This window comes from Hymenobacter metallicola (genome assembly GCF_004745645.1).
GTDB lineage: Bacteria > Bacteroidota > Bacteroidia > Cytophagales > Hymenobacteraceae > Hymenobacter > Hymenobacter metallicola.
Window position 1 is genome coordinate 267835 of the sequence record NZ_SRMB01000003.1, and the last position, 19338, is coordinate 287172.

Below are 19338 nucleotides of genomic sequence, written 5' to 3' on the forward strand. Positions count from 1 at the left end.
AAATGAAAAAGGCCTGAACCATGACGGTTCAGGCCTTTTTGCTTTCAAGCTAGCGCGAGGTTACTCTACTACGACGCGGCGGGTTACGGGACCGTCGGCGTAGTTCACGCGCAGTAGATATACCCCGGCTTTCACGTGGCGTAAAGGCAGGGTCAGCGTGGGTTGTGGCGCGGGCTGCGTGAGTGCCGTGCGGCCCAGGTTGTCGAGCAGCTGCACCGACTCGGGCCGGGCGGTAGCGTCTAGAGCGAGGTTTAGCTCGCCCCGCGCCGGCACGGGCCAGGCCTGGGTACGGGCATCGAGCTGGGCATTGGTCACGTGCAGTACGTTGGGGGCCGTCAGGCGGACGAGGCCTACCCTGGTCTGCATATTAACGGCTTCAAAGGCTCCGGCAACCAGGATTTTACCATCAGGCTGCACCAGTAGAGCATTTGCGCTATAGTTAAAGTCTACGCCGCTAAAGGTAGCGTCGGGCTGTCCATCCGGCATCAGACGAAGTAGGTCGCTGCCAATGCCAATGACCAGAATCCGGCCGTTAGGCTGCACAGCCAGGTCAGTGAACCAGTCTATTGCTTGCTGATTATTGACTGGCAGCACAGGGGAGAATGAAGCGTCGATAGCCCCGCTGGGCAGCAGGCGGGCAAGGCGAAATGGTAGCGTAGCGGGCAAGCTATTGTCGACGTAGCTACCTACTAGTATCTTACCATCGGGCTGCACGCGGATGTTATGAATATCTATCCCCGGAGTGGTTTGAACGGGAGAGCTAAAGCTGGGGTCAAGGGCACCGTTGGGTAACAGCCGCACCATGGCCGATACGGTAGTCGAGTTGTAGGTGTCCCAGCTACCGCCAACGAGGATTTTACCATCCGGCTGTACGGCCATGCTGCGGATTATTTGGTTATGCCCAAGCTGACCAGAAATAAAGCTGTTGTCGGGCTGGCCGTTGGGCAATAAACGCTTCAACCGGCCGAAGGATGCGTCAATCACAATTCCGCCATCGGGCTGCACGACAAACCGATCCACGTAAGTACCAGGTTCGGGCTGAAAAGTAGCATCAACAGCACCCGTGGCCAAAAGGCGCATAATCTGCGGTGAGCCAACCATGTTGCCTATCAGCCAGGATCCGCTGATTAGAATTTTGCCATCGGGCTGCACAGCTATCTGCTGAACATCAAAAGGGTTTGCGGTTTGCGTGGGGAAAGTAGAATCAATCGTCCCATCCGGGTTGAAACGCGTCAGGCCCTTGACCCGAACCCCATCGACTTCATCAAAATCCCCGGCGGCTATAATCTTGCCATCGGCCTGAGAAGCCATGGTATGTATACTTCCATACTTGAGCACCACGGGGTTGAAGGAAGAATTGATGGCTCCGCTGCCGGTCAATACTACCACGCTATTGCGCCGCCCTTCCTGCTGTACTCCCAAGCCGCTTACTAATACCTGTCCGTTGGGCTCATCCTGCAGGGAGCTGACCTCTGTGCCGGCGGGAGGCACAAAGCCCGTATCACGGCTGCCATCCGGATTGACGCGAATAAGGGCCTTAGTGGCCGACCCGGCGTAAAGTCCATACATAGGCGCCATGATTCGACCATCGGCCTGAACAATAAACTCACTGGCATCATAACGATTCCGGACGGAGCCAGTAGGCGCCGTACTAACTTCTGAAAAGGACGGATCTACGGCCCCACTGGGCAGCAGGCGGCCCAACAGCCGGGTGCTACCGTCGGCGAATGGTAACCCAAACCCTCCGTCACCAACCAAAATATTCCCGTTGGGCTGTACCCCGATGAGGACGACTTTGGCCTTGTTGGTTAGTGGGGAAGAAAAGCTGGTATCCAGGGTCCCGTTCGGCAAAAGCCGGGCTATTGCCGCAGGGAAATCGAAGTCACCCCCAACAAGGATTTTACCGTCCGGTTGCAGGGTAATTTCCTGCACTGCATCATTCAACTGCGTGCCGGCGCTAAAGCTGGCGTCAACCGCACCTGTCGGCAGCAAACGCACAATGCGTTGAGCGGCTATACCGTTGTAAGTGGTAAAGGTGCCCCCTAGCAGGATCTTACCATCAGGCTGCACCGCCGAAATTCGTGCCCGGCCCGCACCGCTAGCCACTCCGGCATCGAAGCCAGGATCGGCGGAACCGTCGGCGTTGAGCAATAACAAGTCCTGCCTGCTTAGTCCACCTATGGTTAGAGCCCCGTCACCAATCAGCAGCAGTTTACCCGAGGGCAACACGCGCACATTGGTAACACTGCCTCGGAGCGTGGCAACGTTGCCAGTAAAGGTCTCGTCAACCGTATTGTCGGCATTGAAGCGCAGGAGCAGAACACTCGTTCTCGTTTCTGGACGCACAAAGTTACCCAGCACCAGCCGCTTACCATCGGGTTGGGAGACAGCCACAGTACCGCTAGCACTAGCAGGAGTATAGAGCACCGGAGACCGGAAGGTAGGGTCCAGGGCCTGACCAGTAACAGTTGCCCCTGTGAAAGCAGCTATGATTAGCGTAAACAAACATCGTAAAGGATTTCGCATAGTCTGTAAGAAAGAGTTCATGTGGTCCAATATACAGACGCTATTCCATTCAGGTAGAGCTCGAGCCATTTGCTTCCACTTGTCTTTATCGGACGACTACTCGCTAACAAGCCAGCACCTAGTGATTCGACCTCCATGCACAACAAAAAGGCCTGAACCGCAATAGCTCAGGCCTTTTTGTTGTGCGTAACTTAATGTTATTCTATTACTATGCGGCGGGTTATGGGACCATCGGCGTAGTTCACGCGCAGTAAGTACACCCCGGCTTTCACGTGGCGTAAAGGCAATGTCAGCGTAGCTTGGGTTGCGGGCTGCGTGAGTACCGTGCGGCCCAGGTTATCGAGCAGCTGCACCGACTCGGGCCGGGCGGTAGCGTCGAGGGAGAGGTTAAGCGTCTCGTGGGCTGGCACGGGCCAGGCCTGGGTGCGGGCGTCGAGCTGGGCACTGGCGACGTGCAGTACGTTGGGGGCCGTCAGGCGGACGAGGCCTACCCTAGGCTGCCCGCTAACGCTTGTAAAGCTTCCAGCAACCAGAATCTTGCCATCGGGCTGCACTAGTACATCTTCTACATCAGAGTTAAATCCGGCATCTCTGAAAGAGACATCGGCCGAACCATCGGGCATTTTGCGTAGCAGGCCATTACCATAGGCAGCTACTAACAGGCGGCCGTTGGGTTGCAGAGCAAGCCCTTTCACCCAGCCAAAACCGCCACTGGTAGGCAGACTGGAAGTAAACGTATTGTCGGCCCCGCCAGTAGGCAACAGGCGAAACAGGCCATAGGGTAATGAGGATGGGTAGGTAGCATCAGTGAAGCCGCCTACAATAATTTTGCCGTCGGGTTGCAGGAACAGTTCATCCACCTCCGTATCGGGAACAGACTGAATGGGTGACGAAAAAGTATGATCTAAGGATCCATCGGCCCGTAGCCGCGCCAATGCCTGATACTGGTTTGAACCCAAGCCCAAAAACAAGCCCTGACCTCCTACGAGCACTTTACCGTCAGGCAATGGCAATATAGTCAGGATAAGATCATTAGCCACAAATGGGTAAAACCCTGTTTCAGCAATTCCACCCTGACCGTTGGCTAGCAACAGCTCTAAATTACTGCCGTTTGTTACATAAATTTTTCCGTCGCTCCGGAGAGCGAACTGGCTTACATAGTTGCTCACATGAATACCCTTTGGCCCTGACCATGTATTATCGGGAGAGCCATTAGCCAGTAGCCGAACCATATTATAGTTGAGGCCGGATGCCAGCCCGATACCGAGTACTTTACCATCGGGCTGGAGGCTTATCTTTTCCATTCTTAACAGCGGGCCTACAGGGACTGTAAAGCTGGCATCTACGCTTCCGTCAGCATTGAACCGAGCTAGGTTATTAACCCGAACGCCATTAACCTCGTCGAACTCTCCTGCGGCCAGTACTTTACCGTCGGGTTGCTGCACGATGCTTCGTACGGAGCCAAACCGCAGCAACTGTGGGTTAAAAGCTGGATCGACAACTCCATCTGCAGTCAGCAATGCGACGGAGCTCCGATGGTTTGGCAGCCGGAAATAGGAGCCGCCTATCAGCAATTGACCATTGGCTTGTTGCTGAAGAGAGTTTACGCTTCCAAACGAGGTGGGCACGGCAAACGTCGCATCACGAGTGCCATCAGCATTAAACCGCGTCAGCAGCTCTGTGGCCTGCGTAGCACCAATTGTGACCGGAACCACCACTTGCCCGGTGGGCTGCATCACTATATCAGTGACGTCGTTTCGGTTGGCAATGGAAAAAGGATATGTAGTGTTATCGACTTTATAGGTGAATACAAGGTCTTGCGCCCCATTGGGTCGTAAGCGCACCAAGTAGTTGGCCTCGTTATTATTCCCCTCCAGTAAACCACCTACCAGAATACTGCCATCAGGCTGTAGCCCTAGCAAAGTAGCTGCAGCATCGGTTGAAAAAGGTGAAGTGAAAGATGGATCGAGGGCACCTGTAGATAGCAGGCGGGCCACCCCAGCGGGGGCATCAAAGCTACCGGCTACCAGGATGCGGCCATCGGGCTGAAGGATGATATCAGCAACGGGAGAATTGAATATAGCATTGGAGTTGAAAGTTGCATCGACGGCGCCGGTGGTCAGCAAACGAACAATGTTGCGGCGTACCACGCCATTGTAAGTGGAGAAATTGCCACCCAGCAGAATTTTTCCATCGGCTTGCACAGCCGACACACGGGCCGAGCCGCTGCTAGTAGCCGTACCGGCATCAAAGCTGGCATCAGGCGTACCGTCGGCATGAAGCACCATCAGATCCTGTCGGGTAACGCCATTAAGTGTGAGAGGACCTTCACCAATAAGCAACAGTTTGCCGGTGGGAAGTATGCGGACGTTGGAAATACTGTTGGTGAAGTTGCCCTGCAGTCCGGCAACATTGGTAGTGAAGACTTGGTCAACAGTATGATCAGCATTGTAGCGTACTAAATGGATTCTGCTACCAGCATCCGTTTGATCAAAGAAGCCAACGACCAACCGCTTACCATCGGGCTGGGGTACAACAGATGTTATCGAGGCCGGTGTGTAGAGGGTGGTAGGCTGAAAGCTGGGGTCAATGGTTTGCCCGTATCCGGCATGGCAGCCCAACAAGCTCATAGCCAAGGCTAATGACTTAAGTAATCTTTTTTTCATATGGCTAGTAGGATGTAAATCTCAGCAAGTTACACCCTACCCCACTGGGAACAAGATTTTTTACCATGCCTTACTAAACCCAAGAGCTCGTCCGCAGATTAAGCAAAAGCCACTATTGTCAGATGTGGACCCGAAGCCACCAGTTACTTACCAGAGGCAACTACTCCCCCACCTGCTTGTACAGCGGCAGCTCATAAAACGGCCGCAGCAGCGCTACCACATCCAGGGCGTCGGCCAGGGCCTGGTGAGCCACGGTGTCATCCTCGAACTGGGCCCGGGCCTTGCAGATGCTCATCGTGGGCAGGCGGGTGTCTTTGCGCCAGTTCAGGTAGAAGGCGGCCGGGTCGAGCAGGGCGGGCTCGTGGCGCACCAACGTGCCCCAGCCGGGCAGCTGCCGCAGAAACGGCACGTCGAAGGGCCCAATGTTCTTACCGGCCAGCGTCACGACCACGCAGTCGTGCTTATCGGCCTTAAAGCCGTGCTGCACCAGAAACTCCCGCAGCTGGGGCACTAGCTCGTCGGGGGTACACCGCTCCGGGTTAGCGTCTTTGCGGGCCAGCTCTTCGAGCAACCCGGCGTTCAGGGCCAGGGCGCCGGCCGTGCCGACATACTCCGGGTGGCGCACGCAGCGCCGAAAAGCGGGCAATTCTGCCAGCGGCAGTACATGCTTGGTGTCTTCCACCACGGCGGCGAGTTCGATAATCTGGTGCCGGTCGGCATTGCCACCGGTTGTTTCTAAATCCAGGGAGATATAGCGCATAGGCTACCCTATACGGGGCCGGCGCCCTTGCTGCCGTCCGGGCTTAATGGTCGCTGCGCACCCCGGCCCGAATGGCCGCCGGCAGGCGGTTTTCGGCCGGCGGTACCGGGCAGGAGTACTTGCCGCTGGCGTCGTAAGCGCAGTAAGGGTTGTAGGCCCGGTTGAAATCGAGCCACACGGTGCGGCTTTTAGGAATGCGGAAGTCGAGGTAGCGCCCCCCGCCGTAGCTCTCGTGGCCGTTGGTAGGGTCGGTGAAGGGAATGAACAGATAGTCTTCGTAGCCCGGCCGGCGCATCAGGTCCAAGCCCTGATACACGCTGAGCGTAAGCTTGCGGCCATGCAGGGTGAAGTGCAGCTCGCCGTATTTGCGGTATTCGGGCTCCCGCAGGCCGGTGGTTTTCATCTTAAACGGCGCCGAGGTGGAGTCGCGCACGAAGGTGGCCTCTACGTAGTAGCGGTAGTCGGCCGGAAAGAACGGTAAGCCCTGAAACGTACCACGGGCCTCCGCGGGCAAAGGCGTGCGGGCCGGGTCGCGGTATTCGGCATCCAGCTCCTGCTGAAACGCGGCTACGGCGGCGGCGTGTTCGGCGGGGCTCAGCCGCAGGCTCGTTTGGGCCTGGCTGCTTCCGGCAAGCAACACGAGCCATACTAACAGAAATACGCGCTGCCACTTATTCATATGCATCACCCTTACAAAAGAAAGCCGCCGCGCCGGAGTTAGGGCGCGGCGGCAAACCTACAATGCTCTTTTGATAAGCCGACTATTCTACCACGATACGGCGCGTCACGGCTCCGGTAGCGTAGCTCACGCGGAGCACGTACACGCCGGCCGCCAAGCCACGCACCGACAGCGTGGTCGTGGCCGCCGGCGTAGTAGTGTGCCGCAGCTGCCGACCCATCAGATCCAAGAGTGCAACCTGCCGGGGCTGCTGGGCCATGTTCAGGCGCAGGTGCAGCTGGTCGTGGGCGGGCACCGGCCAGATGTCAGTGGTAGCATCGGCCGCGGCGGCTTCGGTGGGCAACACCTGCGGCGCCGTCAGGCGGGCTACCGACCAGCGCGTTTGACCGGCTACTTGGCTAAACTGTCCACCCACTAGCAGTTCGCCAGTGGACTCTACCAGAGCGCTATGCACGGCCCCGTTTACCAAGCTGGTGCTGGCAGCAAACGAAGCATCCAGCTCGCCCGTGGGCAGCAGGCGTGCCAAGGTGCCCTGGTTAACCCCATTTATGCGCATGGTAAGACCCGAGCCGATCAGGAAACGGCCGTTGGGCTGGGGCACTACAAAGCTGACGCCGGTGCTGCCGATGGCGCTAAACGCCATGTTCGCATTGAAGGCCGGGTCGACGCTGCCATTGGCATTCAGCCGCACCATGTTCACGCGGTTGGCGCCATTGTAGTTGCTGAAGTGCCCGCCTACCAGCACTTGTCCGTTGGCCAGGGGCGCCACGTCATTCACGAGAACATTCACGCCGGAGGTTTCCGGGGTAAAGGCCGGATCCGGCCGGCCATCGGCCAGCAGGCGCATCAGGCCGGCGCCGGTATACGCGCTGCCATTGGAGGCCGTAAAATAGCCGCCCACGTAGGCGCGGCCGTCGGGCAGCACCTTCAGGCTCAAGACCTGACCCTGCTTGGGATTCGCATTCAGGTTGTTTTCATAGGCTTGGTCGAGCTGGCCCGTGGGCAGCAACCGGTGCAGGGCGTCGCCGAAGGTGCCGGTGTAAGTCAGGCTAACGCCGCCCACCAGCACATTGCCGTCGGGCTGCAACGCTAGGGCCGTTACCTGGGTACTGGTGCCGTTGAACACAAAACCCGCCGCAAACGAGGCATCGTAGCGGCCATCGGGTTCGAGCCGGGCTACCACGGCCGCCGGGTTACCTGCCACCTCCGTGAAGCGGCCACCCACCAAAATCTTGCCATCGGGCTGCTGGGCCAGCGCCTCCACGGCGTAGTTGGGGCCGGTTGCGGCAAAGGAAGCGTCCCGGGAACCGTCGGCGTTCAGACGCGTGATGTTGCTCACCTTCTGCCCTTGCACACTGGTAAAGCGGCCGGCGATGAGCAGCTTGCCATCGGCCTGCCGGAGCAGCTTGGCTACGCGGCCGGGTGTTACCAGATCGGGCTGAAAGGCCAGGTCGGGCTGGGCCGCGGCCGTGAGGCGCACCACGCTGGCCCCGGCCAGGCTAAAGGCCGTTTTCAAATTGCCGGCTACCGTCACGCCCCCATTGGGCTCCAGTTGCACAGCATTGATGGAGCCCAGCAGCGTGGGGCCGGTCGCAAACTGCGCGTCGATTTGTCCGTTGGGCAACAGGCGCACCAGGCTGGTATTGGGGGTGGTCGGCGTGCCAATAAACTTCTCGAAGCAGCCGCCAATCACGATACGCCCCTGGTCATCCACCACTATTTGGTCGTTGCCGGCCAGATTATTCAAGTAGCACCCAGTGTGGCCCAAACCCGGGAAAAACTGCGAATCGGCGCTGCCATCCGTTTTCAGGCGGAACAACGACCGGGACGCTCCCGTGGTGAACCGCAGCAACGCGCCATCCACAACCACGTCGTTATTGCGGGGGTCGAGGGCCAGGTGGGCGACGTAGGCATCGGGGCCACCCGTTATGGCCGGCACAAAACTGTTATCGATGGTGCCATTGGCATTCAGCCGCACCAGCAGGTGGCGGCCCGTGCCGTTGAAATTCTGGAACCCTCCGCCGGCTATAATTTTACCATCGGGCTGCACGGCCAGCGTCCGCACGAAGCCCGTGAAGCTGGTACCCAGGTTGGTCATAAAGGGCTGATCGACGCTGCCATCGGCGTTCAGGCGTACCAGGTAGGGCGCGGCTATGCCGTTGAAAGACGTGAAAAGCCCACCCAGCAGAATTTTGCCATCGGGCTGGACGGCTACCACCTGGGCGCCGAAGTTGTTGGTACCCGTGCCCGTGGCCAGCGCGGGCCCCAGCGTCCCGTCGGCATTCAGCTGCACCAAGTTGCGGAAGGCTTGGCCTCCTACAGTGAGCGTACCCGGGCTGAAAAGCAAAATTCGCCCCGAGGGCAGCTGGCGCACGGCATCAGGCGGGGTTTGTACAGCCGCGGCCGTGGTAAAGTTCTGATCCAGGCGGCCGGCAGCAGTCAACCGAATAAGTCCGGTAGCAGCCGTGCCGTTTACCTTCTGAAAGTTGCCGCTCACGATATAGCCGCCATCGGCCTGCCGGAGCATGTTGGCTACGGTAGCTGGCTGGTCTATATCCGTAACGGGGAAAGTTGGGTCGACGGTTTGGGCCTGACTTTGCGGGGCTGCCCCCAGGGCCAGACCGGCTACCAGGCAGAGGTAACGTAAACGAAGTAGCATAGGCTAAATAGGGAAAGAGGTATGAAAAATAACTAGGATAGCTGGCTCGGCGGAGCCAGCCCCGGTATTCTGTTTTTGAGTCAAGAAGTGGCGCCGTTACTCAACTACCACCCGCCGCATCACGGGACCATCGGCGTAGGTAACGCGCAGCAGGTAAAGGCCCGCTTTTACGTGGCGTAAGGGCAGAGCCAGCGTGGCTTCTGGAGCCGGCTGCATCAGGACCGTGCGGCCCAGGTTGTCGAGCAGCTCTACCAACTCGGGCCGGGCGGCGGCATCCAGGGAGAGGTTGAGCGTTTCGTGGGCGGGCACGGGCCAGGCTTCGGTACGGGCCGTGCTTTGGTGGCGGCCCACGCTGAGCACGTTGGGCGCCGTAATCCGGATCAGGGGCTCCAGGTTCTGAGTGGAGAGGTTGTTGAGCAACAACGACGAGCCGTATACCAGAATAGCTTCGTTGGCCTGCAGGGCCACGCGGGGCTGGTTGGTACTCCCCAGGATGTTGCTGAAAGACGCATCGTAGGCTCCGTTCGGGTTCAGACGCACCAGAGCGCCCCGGTTGCTGCCATTCACCTGCATATTCTGGCCCGCCAGCAGCACCCGCCCGTTGGCGTAGCGCGCCACCGACCAGATCGGAATGTTGCTCAGCGTGGGCGGCACAAAGCCGGCATCCACGGCCCCACTGCCATCCACGACGGCCACATTCGTGCGGGCTACCCCGTTATAATTCGTGAACTGCCCGCCCACCAGCAGCTTGTCATCGGGCAGGGGCAGCATCGTCAGTACGGTCAGCTGACCGGAAGTCGAGGAGCCGGGCGTGAAGGTGTTGTCCCGGCTGCCGTTGGTGTTGAGGCGCACCAGCACCGGTTGGGCCGTGCCATACGAGCCGATGTAGTGCTGGCCCGAAGGCAACACGGCCAGGCTGTACACATCCGAAAAGCCGGCCAGGCTGGTAGTCACGGCGCTGGCGTAGGCGCCGTCCACGCTGCCGTTAGCCAGCAGGCGGTGTACCGGGGCCGTGTAGCCATCCATGCCGATAACCGGACCCGCAACGAGTACCCCGCCATCGGGCTGCACGGCCAGCGCATTCACGCTGCTGCTCACGGCGCTGGAACTCAAACTCACGTAAGTAGGCGCTGCGAAGGAAGCATCGGGGCTACCATTGGCCAGCAGCTGGGCCACGAGGGGCGAAGCCTGGATGCCGACCCGGGCAAAGGTGCCACCCAGCACAATGCGGCCATCGGGGCGCACGGCAATTTTCTCCACTTCGCCATCTACTCCGTCTAGCTGGAAGCTGGGGTCCAGGGTCCCGTTCGGGTTGAGCCGGGCCACGTTGCCGGCCGTCTGACCGTTGATCTGCCAGAAGCGGCCTCCTACCAGCACCTTGCCATCGGCCTGCGGCACCACGTGGCGCAATGCCCCACGTTGCATCAGGCTGGCCCGGGGGGTGCTCAGGGCCTGGGCCGCATTGTTGAGCCGCACCAGGTTTACGTTGCGAATACTGCCGTAGCGGCTAAACTCGCCGCCCAGTACTACTTCATCATTGGGCAGCACCAGCACGCAGTTAACATCCGCGTCCAGCTGATTGCCCACGGCAAACTGCGGGTCAACCTGTCCAGTGGGCAGCAGCCGCAGTACAAAGGAATTGCCGTCGGTGGTGCTACCGTAGCTGGAATAGCAACCACTGACAATAACGCGGCCATTGGAGTCTACTTTGAAATGCTCACTGTTAGCGGCACTCGTACCCAGGCAGTTGAAGAAGGTCGTGTTGCGGAAGGCCGGGTCCAGGGCGCCGGTAGGCGTCAGGCGCACAATTGGCTGGCTGCTGCTAAAGCTGGTGTTATAGGCCAGCACGTGGTTGGTACGCGGGTCCAGGGCCAGGGAGTTGACGATGTAGAGGCCAGGGCCGGTAGTAGCTTCCGGGGTAAAGCTCGTATCGAGCGAGCCATCCGCATTCAGCCGGACCAAGCCCTGGCGGCCCGTGTTGTTGTAGTTGGTGAAGTTGCCCGCCACCAGAATCTTGCCGTCGGGTTGGACCACCACGCTGTACACCGCCGCGCTGCTGTTGTCGCGGGTAAAGCCGGCCTGCAGGGCCGTTACAAAGGCCTGGTCGACGCTGCCATTCGCGTTCAGGCGCACCAGCCGGTTGACGGCCACCCCGCTGTAGCTGGTAAATGAACCGCCCAGCAGGATTTTGCCGTCGGCCTGCACGACCAGGGTATTCACCCGGGTGTTGGTGCCGCTGCCGGGCGAAAAACCAGATACTACGCTGCCGTCGGCATTGAGCTTGGCCAGCGTATTGAAGGTGCGCCCGCCCAGCGTGATGTTGTTGTAGCCCAGCACCAGGATTTGCCCATTGGGCAGCAGCCGGATTTTATCAATCGGCGACTTACAATTGGCCAGGGTAGTAAAGGAGTTATCAAGGGAGCCGTCGGCGTTCAGGCGGGCCAACCCCACGGCGGCGCTGCCGTTTACCTGGGTAAAAGACCCGCCCACCACGTATTTGCCGTCGGGCTGCTGCTGCACGTTGTTTACCGTGCCGGTTTGCTGGATGGCAATAGAGGCCAGCGTCGGGTCAACCGTTTGTGCGTATAGCTGTTCTGTTGCTTGTAAGCTAAGTGCCAACACAAGGCTTGCTTGTATTAGTCTTTTCATATAGTTGACGGTTAGTTAACTAGCAAAGCTAACCACAATTCTGCCGCTGCAAGGCCCCGGCCGTTGCTTACCTTCGCCCTACTATGACTGATACCGCCCCCGCCCGCAAAAAGCTGTTCCTGCTCGACGCCTTCGCCCTGATTTACCGGGCCCACTTTGCCTTCAGCAAGAATCCGCGCATCAACTCCAAGGGCATGAACACCGGCGCCGTGCTGGGCTTTACCAACACGCTGGTGGAAGTGCTGCAAAAGGAAAAGCCCACCCACATCGGCGTGGCCTTCGACGCGGCCAAGAAAACCTTCCGCCACGAGCAGTTTGCCGAGTACAAGGCCCAGCGCCAGGCTATGCCCGAAGACATCGGCACGGCCATTCCCTACATCAAAAAGATTATCCAGGCCTTCAACATCCCCATTCTGATGGTGGATGGCTTCGAGGCCGACGACGTCATCGGCACCCTGGCCCAGCGGGCCGAGGAGCACGGCTTCGAGGAGGTCTACATGATGACGCCCGACAAGGACTACTGCCAGCTCGTGACCGAAAAGGTCAAGATTTACCGGCCCGCCTTCATGGGCAACTCGGCCGAGGTGCTCGACCTGGACCACGTGCTGCAGCGCTTCGAAATTGACCGGGTCGAGCAAGTAACCGACATTCTGGGCTTGCAGGGCGATGCTTCTGACAATATTCCCGGCATTCCCGGCATCGGCGAAAAAACGGCCAAGGCCCTGATTAAGCAGTACGGCTCGGTCGAAAACCTGATTGCCAACGTCGACCAGCTCAAGGGCAAGCAGCAGGAAAACGTGCGCAACTTCGCCGAGCAGGGCCTGCTGAGCAAGGAGCTGGCCACCATTCACGTCAACGTGCCCATTCCCTTCGAGCCCGAGGAGCTGTGCTGCTCCGTGCCCGACGAAGAGAAGCTCACGGCCCTGTTCGACGAGCTGGAGTTTCGGCAGCTGGCGGCCCGGGTGCTCAAAACCGGCCCGGTGCGCACCTCGGCCACGCCCATTAGCCCGGCCAAGGGCAAGAAAAGTCTGATTCCCACCGGGGCCGGCCACCAGGCCTCGTTATTTGCCGCCCCAGTAGGTATCACCGAGTTTATCGAGGAAGACGAGGACACGGGCCCCATCGTGCGCCGCACCCTGGCCGACGTAGCTCACCAGTATCACCTCGTCGACACGCCGGCCCTGCGCAAAGAGCTGCTCAAGTTCCTGCTCCAGCAGAAGGAAGTCAGCTTCGACACCGAAACCACGGGCCTCGACACGATGACGGCCCGCCTGGTGGGCTTGTCTTTCTGCTGGCTGCCCGGCGAGGCTTACTACGTGCCCGTGCCCCACGACGACGATGCCGCGGCCCAAGCCCTGGTCGACGAGTTTCGGCCGTTTCTGGAGCACGAGGGCATTCTGAAAATCGGGCAGAACATTAAGTACGACCTGACCATCCTCAAGCACTACGGCATCCGCATCGGCGGGCCGGTGTTTGATACCATGCTGGCCCACTACCTGCTCGAGCCCGACATGCGCCACAACATGGACGTGCTGGCCGAAACGTACCTGCACTACACGCCCATTTCCATCATCGAGCTGATTGGGCCCAAGGGTAAAAAGCAGAAAACCATGGCCGACATTCCGCCCGCGGAAGTAGCCGATTACGCCTGCGAAGATGCCGACGTAACCCTGCAGCTCAAGCACGTGTTTGAGCCCAAGCTCGAAGCTCTGGGCTTGCTCAAGCTGCTCAACGAGGTGGAAAATCCGCTGGTGCCCGTGCTGGCCGATGTCGAATACGAGGGTGTGCGCATCGACTCCAGCGCCATGGGCGAGTACTCGGCCCAGCTGCAGGGCTACATCACCGACATTGAAAAGCAGATTTTCGCCGAAGCCGGCCAGGAATTCAACATTGGCTCGCCCAAACAGCTGGGCGAGGTTCTGTTCGACAAGCTCCAGCTCGGGGGTGGCAAAATCAAGAAAACCAAGACCGGCCAGTATGCCACCGGCGAAGAAGTGCTCAGTGCCCTGGCCCCGGAAGCGCCCGTCGCCGCCCTGATTCTGGAGCACCGCCAGCTCACCAAGCTGCGCAGCACCTACGTGGAAGCCCTGCCTCAGCTCGTGTGCAGCCTCGACGGCCGCGTGCATACTTCCTTCAACCAGGCCGTCACGGCTACCGGCCGCCTTTCCAGCACCAACCCCAACTTGCAGAACATTCCGATTCGCACCGAGAAGGGCCGGGAAATCCGCAAGGCCTTCGTGCCCCGCGACGCCGACCACATCCTCGTGGCGGCCGACTACTCCCAGATTGAGCTGCGCATCATGGCCGACTTCAGCCAGGACGCCACCATGATTGAGGCCTTCCGCCAAGGCATCGACATTCACTCCAGCACCGCCAGCAAGGTGTTTAAAGTGCCCCTGAGCGAGGTTGACTCGGAAATGCGCCGCAAGGCCAAAACGGTCAACTTCGGCATCATCTACGGTATTTCGGCCTTCGGGCTGGCCCAGCGCCTGGGCATTGGCCGCAAGGAAGCCGTGGATATCATCGAGGCCTACTTCCAGGAGTTTCCGGCCGTGAAGCAATTTATGGATGCCAGCATCAACAAGGCCCGGGAGCTGGAATACGCCGAAACCCTGCTGGGTCGCCGCCGCTACCTGCGCGACATCAACTCCCGTAACGCTACCCTGCGCGGCTTCACGGAGCGCAACGCCATCAACGCCCCTATTCAGGGCACCGCGGCCGACATCATCAAGATTGCCATGATCCGCATCCACGACTGGCTGGACAAGGAAAAGCTCGGTACCCGCATGATTCTGCAGGTCCACGACGAACTGGTGTTTGACGCGCCCAAAGAGGAAGTTGACCTGATTATTCCCCGCATTCAGGAGCTGATGATCAACGCCCTGCCCCTGAGCGTACCCATGGAAGTGGAAGTAGGCACCGGCCAAAACTGGCTGCAGGCCCACTAAAGCCACCCGAAACAATAGGAAAGCTCGTCGGGCCCCGCCTCGACGAGCTTTTTCGGGTCCTGTTCTATCCTGAAGCTCGGTGGGCCGTATAGCAAAGTGTTACCTTCCACTGCCTGCCATGCCGCACCCGACTCCGACCACTACTGCCCAAAACGTGACCCGCGCCCTGCTAGGGGCCTTTATGGTTGTGGCCGGCATTAGTCACCTCACCTTTGCGCGCCGCGAGTTTCAGGCCCAGGTACCCGACTTTGTGCCGCTGAATAAAGACACGGTAGTACTACAGTCGGGGGTAGTGGAAATAGGTCTGGGCCTGGCGCTGCTGTTGTGGAAGCGGCGGCGGGTAGAAATGGGCCTGGGACTGGGCGTTTTCTACGTGTTGGTATTTCCCGGCAACATTCACCAGTACACCCACCACCTGTCCGCTTTCGGCCTCGATACCGACGCTAAGCGGCTGGGCCGGTTGTTTTTCCAGCCCGTGCTTATCGGTGCCGCCCTTTGGTCGACCGGTGCGCTTAAAACGTTGAAACGCAAGTCGTAGAGCCCGGGCTCGGCCATGGGGCAACCGGCAATTTCAACCAGACGTATTGCACAAAAGGCCGGCTCCATTCCGGAGCCGGCCTTTTGTGGTGGCGTTAGCAAGGTTACTGCGCCGTGAAAGTAGTCGTGAACGTAGCCGTTTCGTCGGGCTGCACTACCACGTTTCGCAGTACCAGCTTCGAGGAGCTCAGCTCCACAATGTCGGTCTGAGCCGCAGCGCTGTTGCCCAGCTCCGGCGCGTTGATGTAGATTTTGGTTTGGTCGGCATTGATGTCCCAGGTGCCCATGGCCATTTGCTCACTGTCGAGGCACACGTTTTTGCCTTCGTTTACCTCCAGGGTTTTGTTGGAGTTGAAGCGCAGGTAGTTGTCTTTCTCGCAGGCCTGCATAGCCGCGTACGTATCTTCCTTGCCAGCCTGGGCCCCGGTGTATTCCACGGTAGCGGCCGAAACCTGCCAGTTCTTGCCCACTAGCAGGTCTTGCTTGGTTTCAGTTTTGTCTTTTTTGCAGGCACCCAGGGCGCCGGTCAGCAGTAGAGATAATGCAATAAGTGAGTGGCGTTGCATGAAACTTAATGAGTTGAAAAAAAGTGTGGTACAAGGTAAGTCGTTTTGGGGCTACCAACCAACTTTGGGCCCTTGCCGGCTCGTACCTAGTCTAAACACAATGCCCCCACTGGCGGTATAGTAGCCATTATGCGTAACGAAATGATTTCACAGGGGCCAGCTTCCGTTGACGTGGTGGTAATAGGAGCCGGGCCGGTGGGGCTGGCGTGCGCGCTGGAAGCCCGGCGGCGGGGGCTCAGCGTGTGTGTCGTCGATAAAGGAGCCTTGGTCAATTCCCTGGTGGGCTACCCCACCAACATGGAATTCTTCTCTACGCCCGAGCTGCTCGAAATCGGGGGGTACCCGTTTCCGACAGCGCACTATAAGCCTCTGCGGGAAGACGCCCTCGACTACTACCGCCGCGTGGCCGTGGCCGAGCAGCTGACTCTGCGCCTCTACGAACGGGTGCTGCGCCTCGAAGGCCAGCCCGGCGCCTACGCAGTCGTGACCGAAAAAGGCCGCTTGGCGACGCGCTACGTCATTATTGCCACCGGCTTCTTCGACGTGCCCAACCGCCTCGACGTGCCCGGCGCCGACCTGCCACACGTGAGCTACTACTACAAAGAGCCGTATGCGCACGTAGGACAGTCGGTGGTGGTTATCGGAGCCAAAAACTCGGCGGCCAAAGCGGCACTGCAACTGGTACGGGCCGGGGCCCAGGTTACGCTGGTGGTACGCGGCAGCGCCGTGTCGGACTCGGTGAAGTACTGGATCCGCCCCGACCTATTGAACCGGATTGCCGAAGGCCGGATTCGGGCTTACTACCAGACTACCGTGCACCATATCGGCCCCGACAGCGTCGGCCTGCTCACGCCCGAGGGCCCGGTCGAGCTGCTGGCCCACTACGTGTACGCCCTCACCGGCTACCGCCCCGACTATAGCCTGCTGGCCAACCTGGGCATCACCTTCCAGGACGATGCCGCCCGCACGCCTACTCATAACCCCGACACGTTCGAAACCAATCAGCCCGGCGTATATCTGGCGGGCACCGTTTGCGGCGGACTCAATACCAGCCGCTGGTTTATCGAAAACGGGCGCCACCACGCGGCCGTCATTGCCGCCCAGCTGGCAGTTCCTGCTACGATTGAATAAAAAAGGCGGCCCTTGCGAAAGGCCGCCTTTTTGTTGCCGAAGCGGGGCTGCTACTTCTTGCTGTAGGTGTAGGTAAACTTCCGGTTCTGGCCCTGGGCATTCCGTATGCCGCTAATTTTGAGCGTATTATCATTGAGCTCAATGATATTGAAGCTACTGTTGCCCAACGTCTGCATGTTGGTTTTCAGCACCGTCTCATTGCTGTCGAACGACCAGGTCCCGGAGTAGCGCTGGGGACTATTGGGGTTGCAGCGGGAAGCTCCTTCGTCCAAGGCACAGCTGCCGCTGGTTTCGTAGCGCATCAAATCATCGGTGTCGCAGTCTTCCAGGTACGGAAACAGGTCGGTTACGGTGCTGCCGTCGTCGGCCGTCATGCCGGGCTCCACGGTCTGGGCGGTCAGGATCCAGTCCTTGCCCGACAGCATGTCGGTTTTGGTTTTGGGAGCAGGGCTATTCTCCTTGTCTTTCTTGCAGGATACTGACACGAGGGAGACAACCGAAAACAGGGCAAGCAAGGGTAAGCGAAATGGCGTTTTCATAGCGCGAAAATGGGTTTGGAGGTTGAGAGTAAGCTGTTTCAGCACCGACAAATCATTGTCCGTCAGCGTGAAACAAAGGTAGACCAGCCCCCTGCCGCCCCGCAAAATCACCACCTCACATGAATGGGTGGCGAAGACCAAAACGCCCAACCCCTATATATTTTCCAATATTTTTTTGCATCACATTTATATGTAGCCTTTTCGAGGTGTATTGTCGTCCCAGGCGGCCTACTGCTCTTTCTGTTGTTGCGTTGCAGGCCGCCAGACAACAGAAAAGCTCCTTCCCATTGCTGAGAAGGAGCTTTCAGTAAAGGCAGCTAAGTCAGGGTAGCGGTTATGGAAACTCCACCCCCCGGTAGGCCGCAGCGTTCAGCTGAGGTACTTTTGCCTCATATCGTGCGTTGATGGCCTTAATCATCTCATTAGCGACAATGGCATAGCCACGGGGCGTAGGATGAACCCCATCTAGGGAGAACAGGTTACCGCTTACAAAAGCAGCCGTGTTCGTCGTACCATTCGTGATTACCCCAAACCGGGCCACATTAGTAAAGTAAGCGTTGGCGTCGAATACGGCCAGGCCCCGATCCTGAGCAGCTTTTTGAATAACTGCGTTCAGGTCGGCGGTGCGAGCAGTTACGTTTGCTACTTCTGTAGCATCCAGCACAAACTGAGAAGGCAGGGGGTTGGCCAGCGTAGCGCTGTAGCCTACGCCTACCGGCAACGTGGTGGCGCTGCCACCGGTGCCGATAACGCTACGAGCGGGCAGGAGCAGCAAGTCGGAGGCAGTTGCTTCCCGAACAGTGTTGGTGCCGGTGCGGATGTAGAGACTAGCCGCAGCAGCATTCGGAATCTGTGGGTTGGCTTTGATGCTGGCAATAACTGCCGCCACGGGCACCGTCGTGAACAAGGGCACGTTCGTCACGTTTGGAATGGTAGCCACCAGTCCTTTAGCGCCACCAGCCGTCAGCACGTCCAGCATCTGACCATACTTGGTGGTAAACTCGGCCACCGGCGTCAGCGGAGCAGCCGTGCCGCCCGAGCTAGCGTAGCCCAGCACGTCGTTATTGCCGAGCCAGTTGGTGAAGAAAGTCGGTTTAATGGTATTCACCCGCTCCTGCACATATTGCAGGTAGGTGGCGGGCGAGTTGCTCAACAAACGCTCAAAGTAGGGGTTGAAGCCCGCCGGATTGTCGAATCCGTAGCCGACAGTCGTAATGTCGGCAATGCGGATACCGGGCACGCCCAGGTTCTGGTTGCCAGTGCCGGTATACTTGGCCAGCAGAGGCGTTTTCTTATCAGCGCCCAATCCGACGGCCGCGTTGGCGGCTACGTTTCCAATGATAGGATTGCCCGTGTTATCGAAGCCGGTAATGGCGAGGTAGCCGCTGCCGTTGCGTTGGTTCTCATTAAACAAAGGCTGCTCAAAATCGCCGCCGCCTACTTCCTTAAACTGCATTGCCAGCAGGTTCGGGTAGGAATTCAGCTGGCCCTCCAGGTACAGGCCGTTATCCGAGAAACCGGCCGTCAGGGAGTTACCAACGGCGATGTAGCGGGAGAAATCGGCCGTACCGGCGGAGGCTTTAAAATCATCTTCTAAATCGGGCTGGCACGCGGTGAAGCCCAGCCCCAGCAGTGCCACGAAGGGCACAAACTTGCGAAACAGTGTCGTATTCATGAG

Annotated in this window: 12 protein-coding genes; 3 read left to right on the plus strand and 9 right to left on the minus strand. The window is 59.0% G+C overall.

What is annotated here, in order from left to right; all coding sequences use genetic code 11:
• Positions 1–60: 60 nt before the first annotated feature.
• The 6 genes from E5K02_RS16390 to E5K02_RS16415 form a co-directional block, all read right to left on the minus strand.
• Positions 61–2394 carry a T9SS type A sorting domain-containing protein gene (locus E5K02_RS16390; protein WP_167856446.1) on the minus strand — a complete coding sequence of 778 codons (2334 nt, stop codon included), beginning with the start codon at positions 2392–2394 and terminating at the stop codon, positions 61–63.
• Between the two features lie 329 nt (positions 2395–2723).
• The gene (locus E5K02_RS16395) at positions 2724–5192 is read right to left on the minus strand and encodes a T9SS type A sorting domain-containing protein (protein WP_135396294.1); all 2469 of its coding nucleotides are present in this window, start codon (positions 5190–5192) and stop codon (positions 2724–2726) included.
• A gap of 160 nt (positions 5193–5352) precedes the next feature.
• Positions 5353–5952, minus strand: coding sequence for a 3'-5' exonuclease family protein (locus E5K02_RS16400; protein ID WP_135396295.1), 600 nt, complete (start codon positions 5950–5952; stop codon positions 5353–5355).
• A 43-nt stretch (positions 5953–5995) separates the two neighbouring features.
• Positions 5996–6592 carry a DUF1684 domain-containing protein gene (locus E5K02_RS16405; protein WP_206025976.1) on the minus strand — a complete coding sequence of 199 codons (597 nt, stop codon included), beginning with the start codon at positions 6590–6592 and terminating at the stop codon, positions 5996–5998.
• Between the two features lie 121 nt (positions 6593–6713).
• Positions 6714–9290 carry a T9SS type A sorting domain-containing protein gene (locus E5K02_RS16410; RefSeq protein WP_135396296.1) on the minus strand — a complete coding sequence of 859 codons (2577 nt, stop codon included), beginning with the start codon at positions 9288–9290 and terminating at the stop codon, positions 6714–6716.
• Between the two features lie 96 nt (positions 9291–9386).
• A complete protein-coding gene (locus E5K02_RS16415; RefSeq protein WP_135396297.1) occupies positions 9387–11939 on the minus strand; it encodes a T9SS type A sorting domain-containing protein in 2553 nt (850 codons plus the stop codon).
• An 83-nt stretch (positions 11940–12022) separates the two neighbouring features.
• Between E5K02_RS16415 and polA the strand changes: the two genes are divergently transcribed.
• Together polA and E5K02_RS16425 are read left to right on the plus strand one after the other, a co-directional pair.
• Positions 12023–14887 carry a DNA polymerase I gene (gene polA, locus E5K02_RS16420; protein WP_135396298.1) on the plus strand — a complete coding sequence of 955 codons (2865 nt, stop codon included), beginning with the start codon at positions 12023–12025 and terminating at the stop codon, positions 14885–14887.
• Between the two features lie 118 nt (positions 14888–15005).
• Positions 15006–15425, plus strand: coding sequence for a DoxX family protein (locus tag E5K02_RS16425; protein WP_135396299.1), 420 nt, complete (start codon positions 15006–15008; stop codon positions 15423–15425).
• 103 nt (positions 15426–15528) lie between these two features.
• Here E5K02_RS16425 and E5K02_RS16430 read toward each other — a convergent pair whose 3' ends face one another.
• On the minus strand, positions 15529–15990 hold the full coding sequence (locus E5K02_RS16430; RefSeq protein WP_135396300.1) for a lipocalin-like domain-containing protein: 462 nt from the start codon (positions 15988–15990) through the stop codon (positions 15529–15531).
• Positions 15991–16119: 129 nt separating this feature from the next.
• Between E5K02_RS16430 and E5K02_RS16435 the strand changes: the two genes are divergently transcribed.
• On the plus strand, positions 16120–17121 hold the full coding sequence (locus tag E5K02_RS16435) for a YpdA family putative bacillithiol disulfide reductase (protein ID WP_240737325.1): 1002 nt from the start codon (positions 16120–16122) through the stop codon (positions 17119–17121).
• Positions 17122–17171: 50 nt separating this feature from the next.
• Here the strand turns inward: E5K02_RS16435 and E5K02_RS16440 are convergent, their stop codons facing one another.
• Positions 17172–17660, minus strand: coding sequence for a DUF5004 domain-containing protein (locus E5K02_RS16440; RefSeq protein WP_135396301.1), 489 nt, complete (start codon positions 17658–17660; stop codon positions 17172–17174).
• 334 nt (positions 17661–17994) lie between these two features.
• Positions 17995–19335: an SGNH/GDSL hydrolase family protein gene (locus tag E5K02_RS16445; RefSeq protein ID WP_135396302.1), complete on the minus strand. Its 1341-nt coding sequence runs from the start codon at positions 19333–19335 to the stop codon at positions 17995–17997.
• Between the last annotated feature and the right edge of the window lie 3 nt (positions 19336–19338).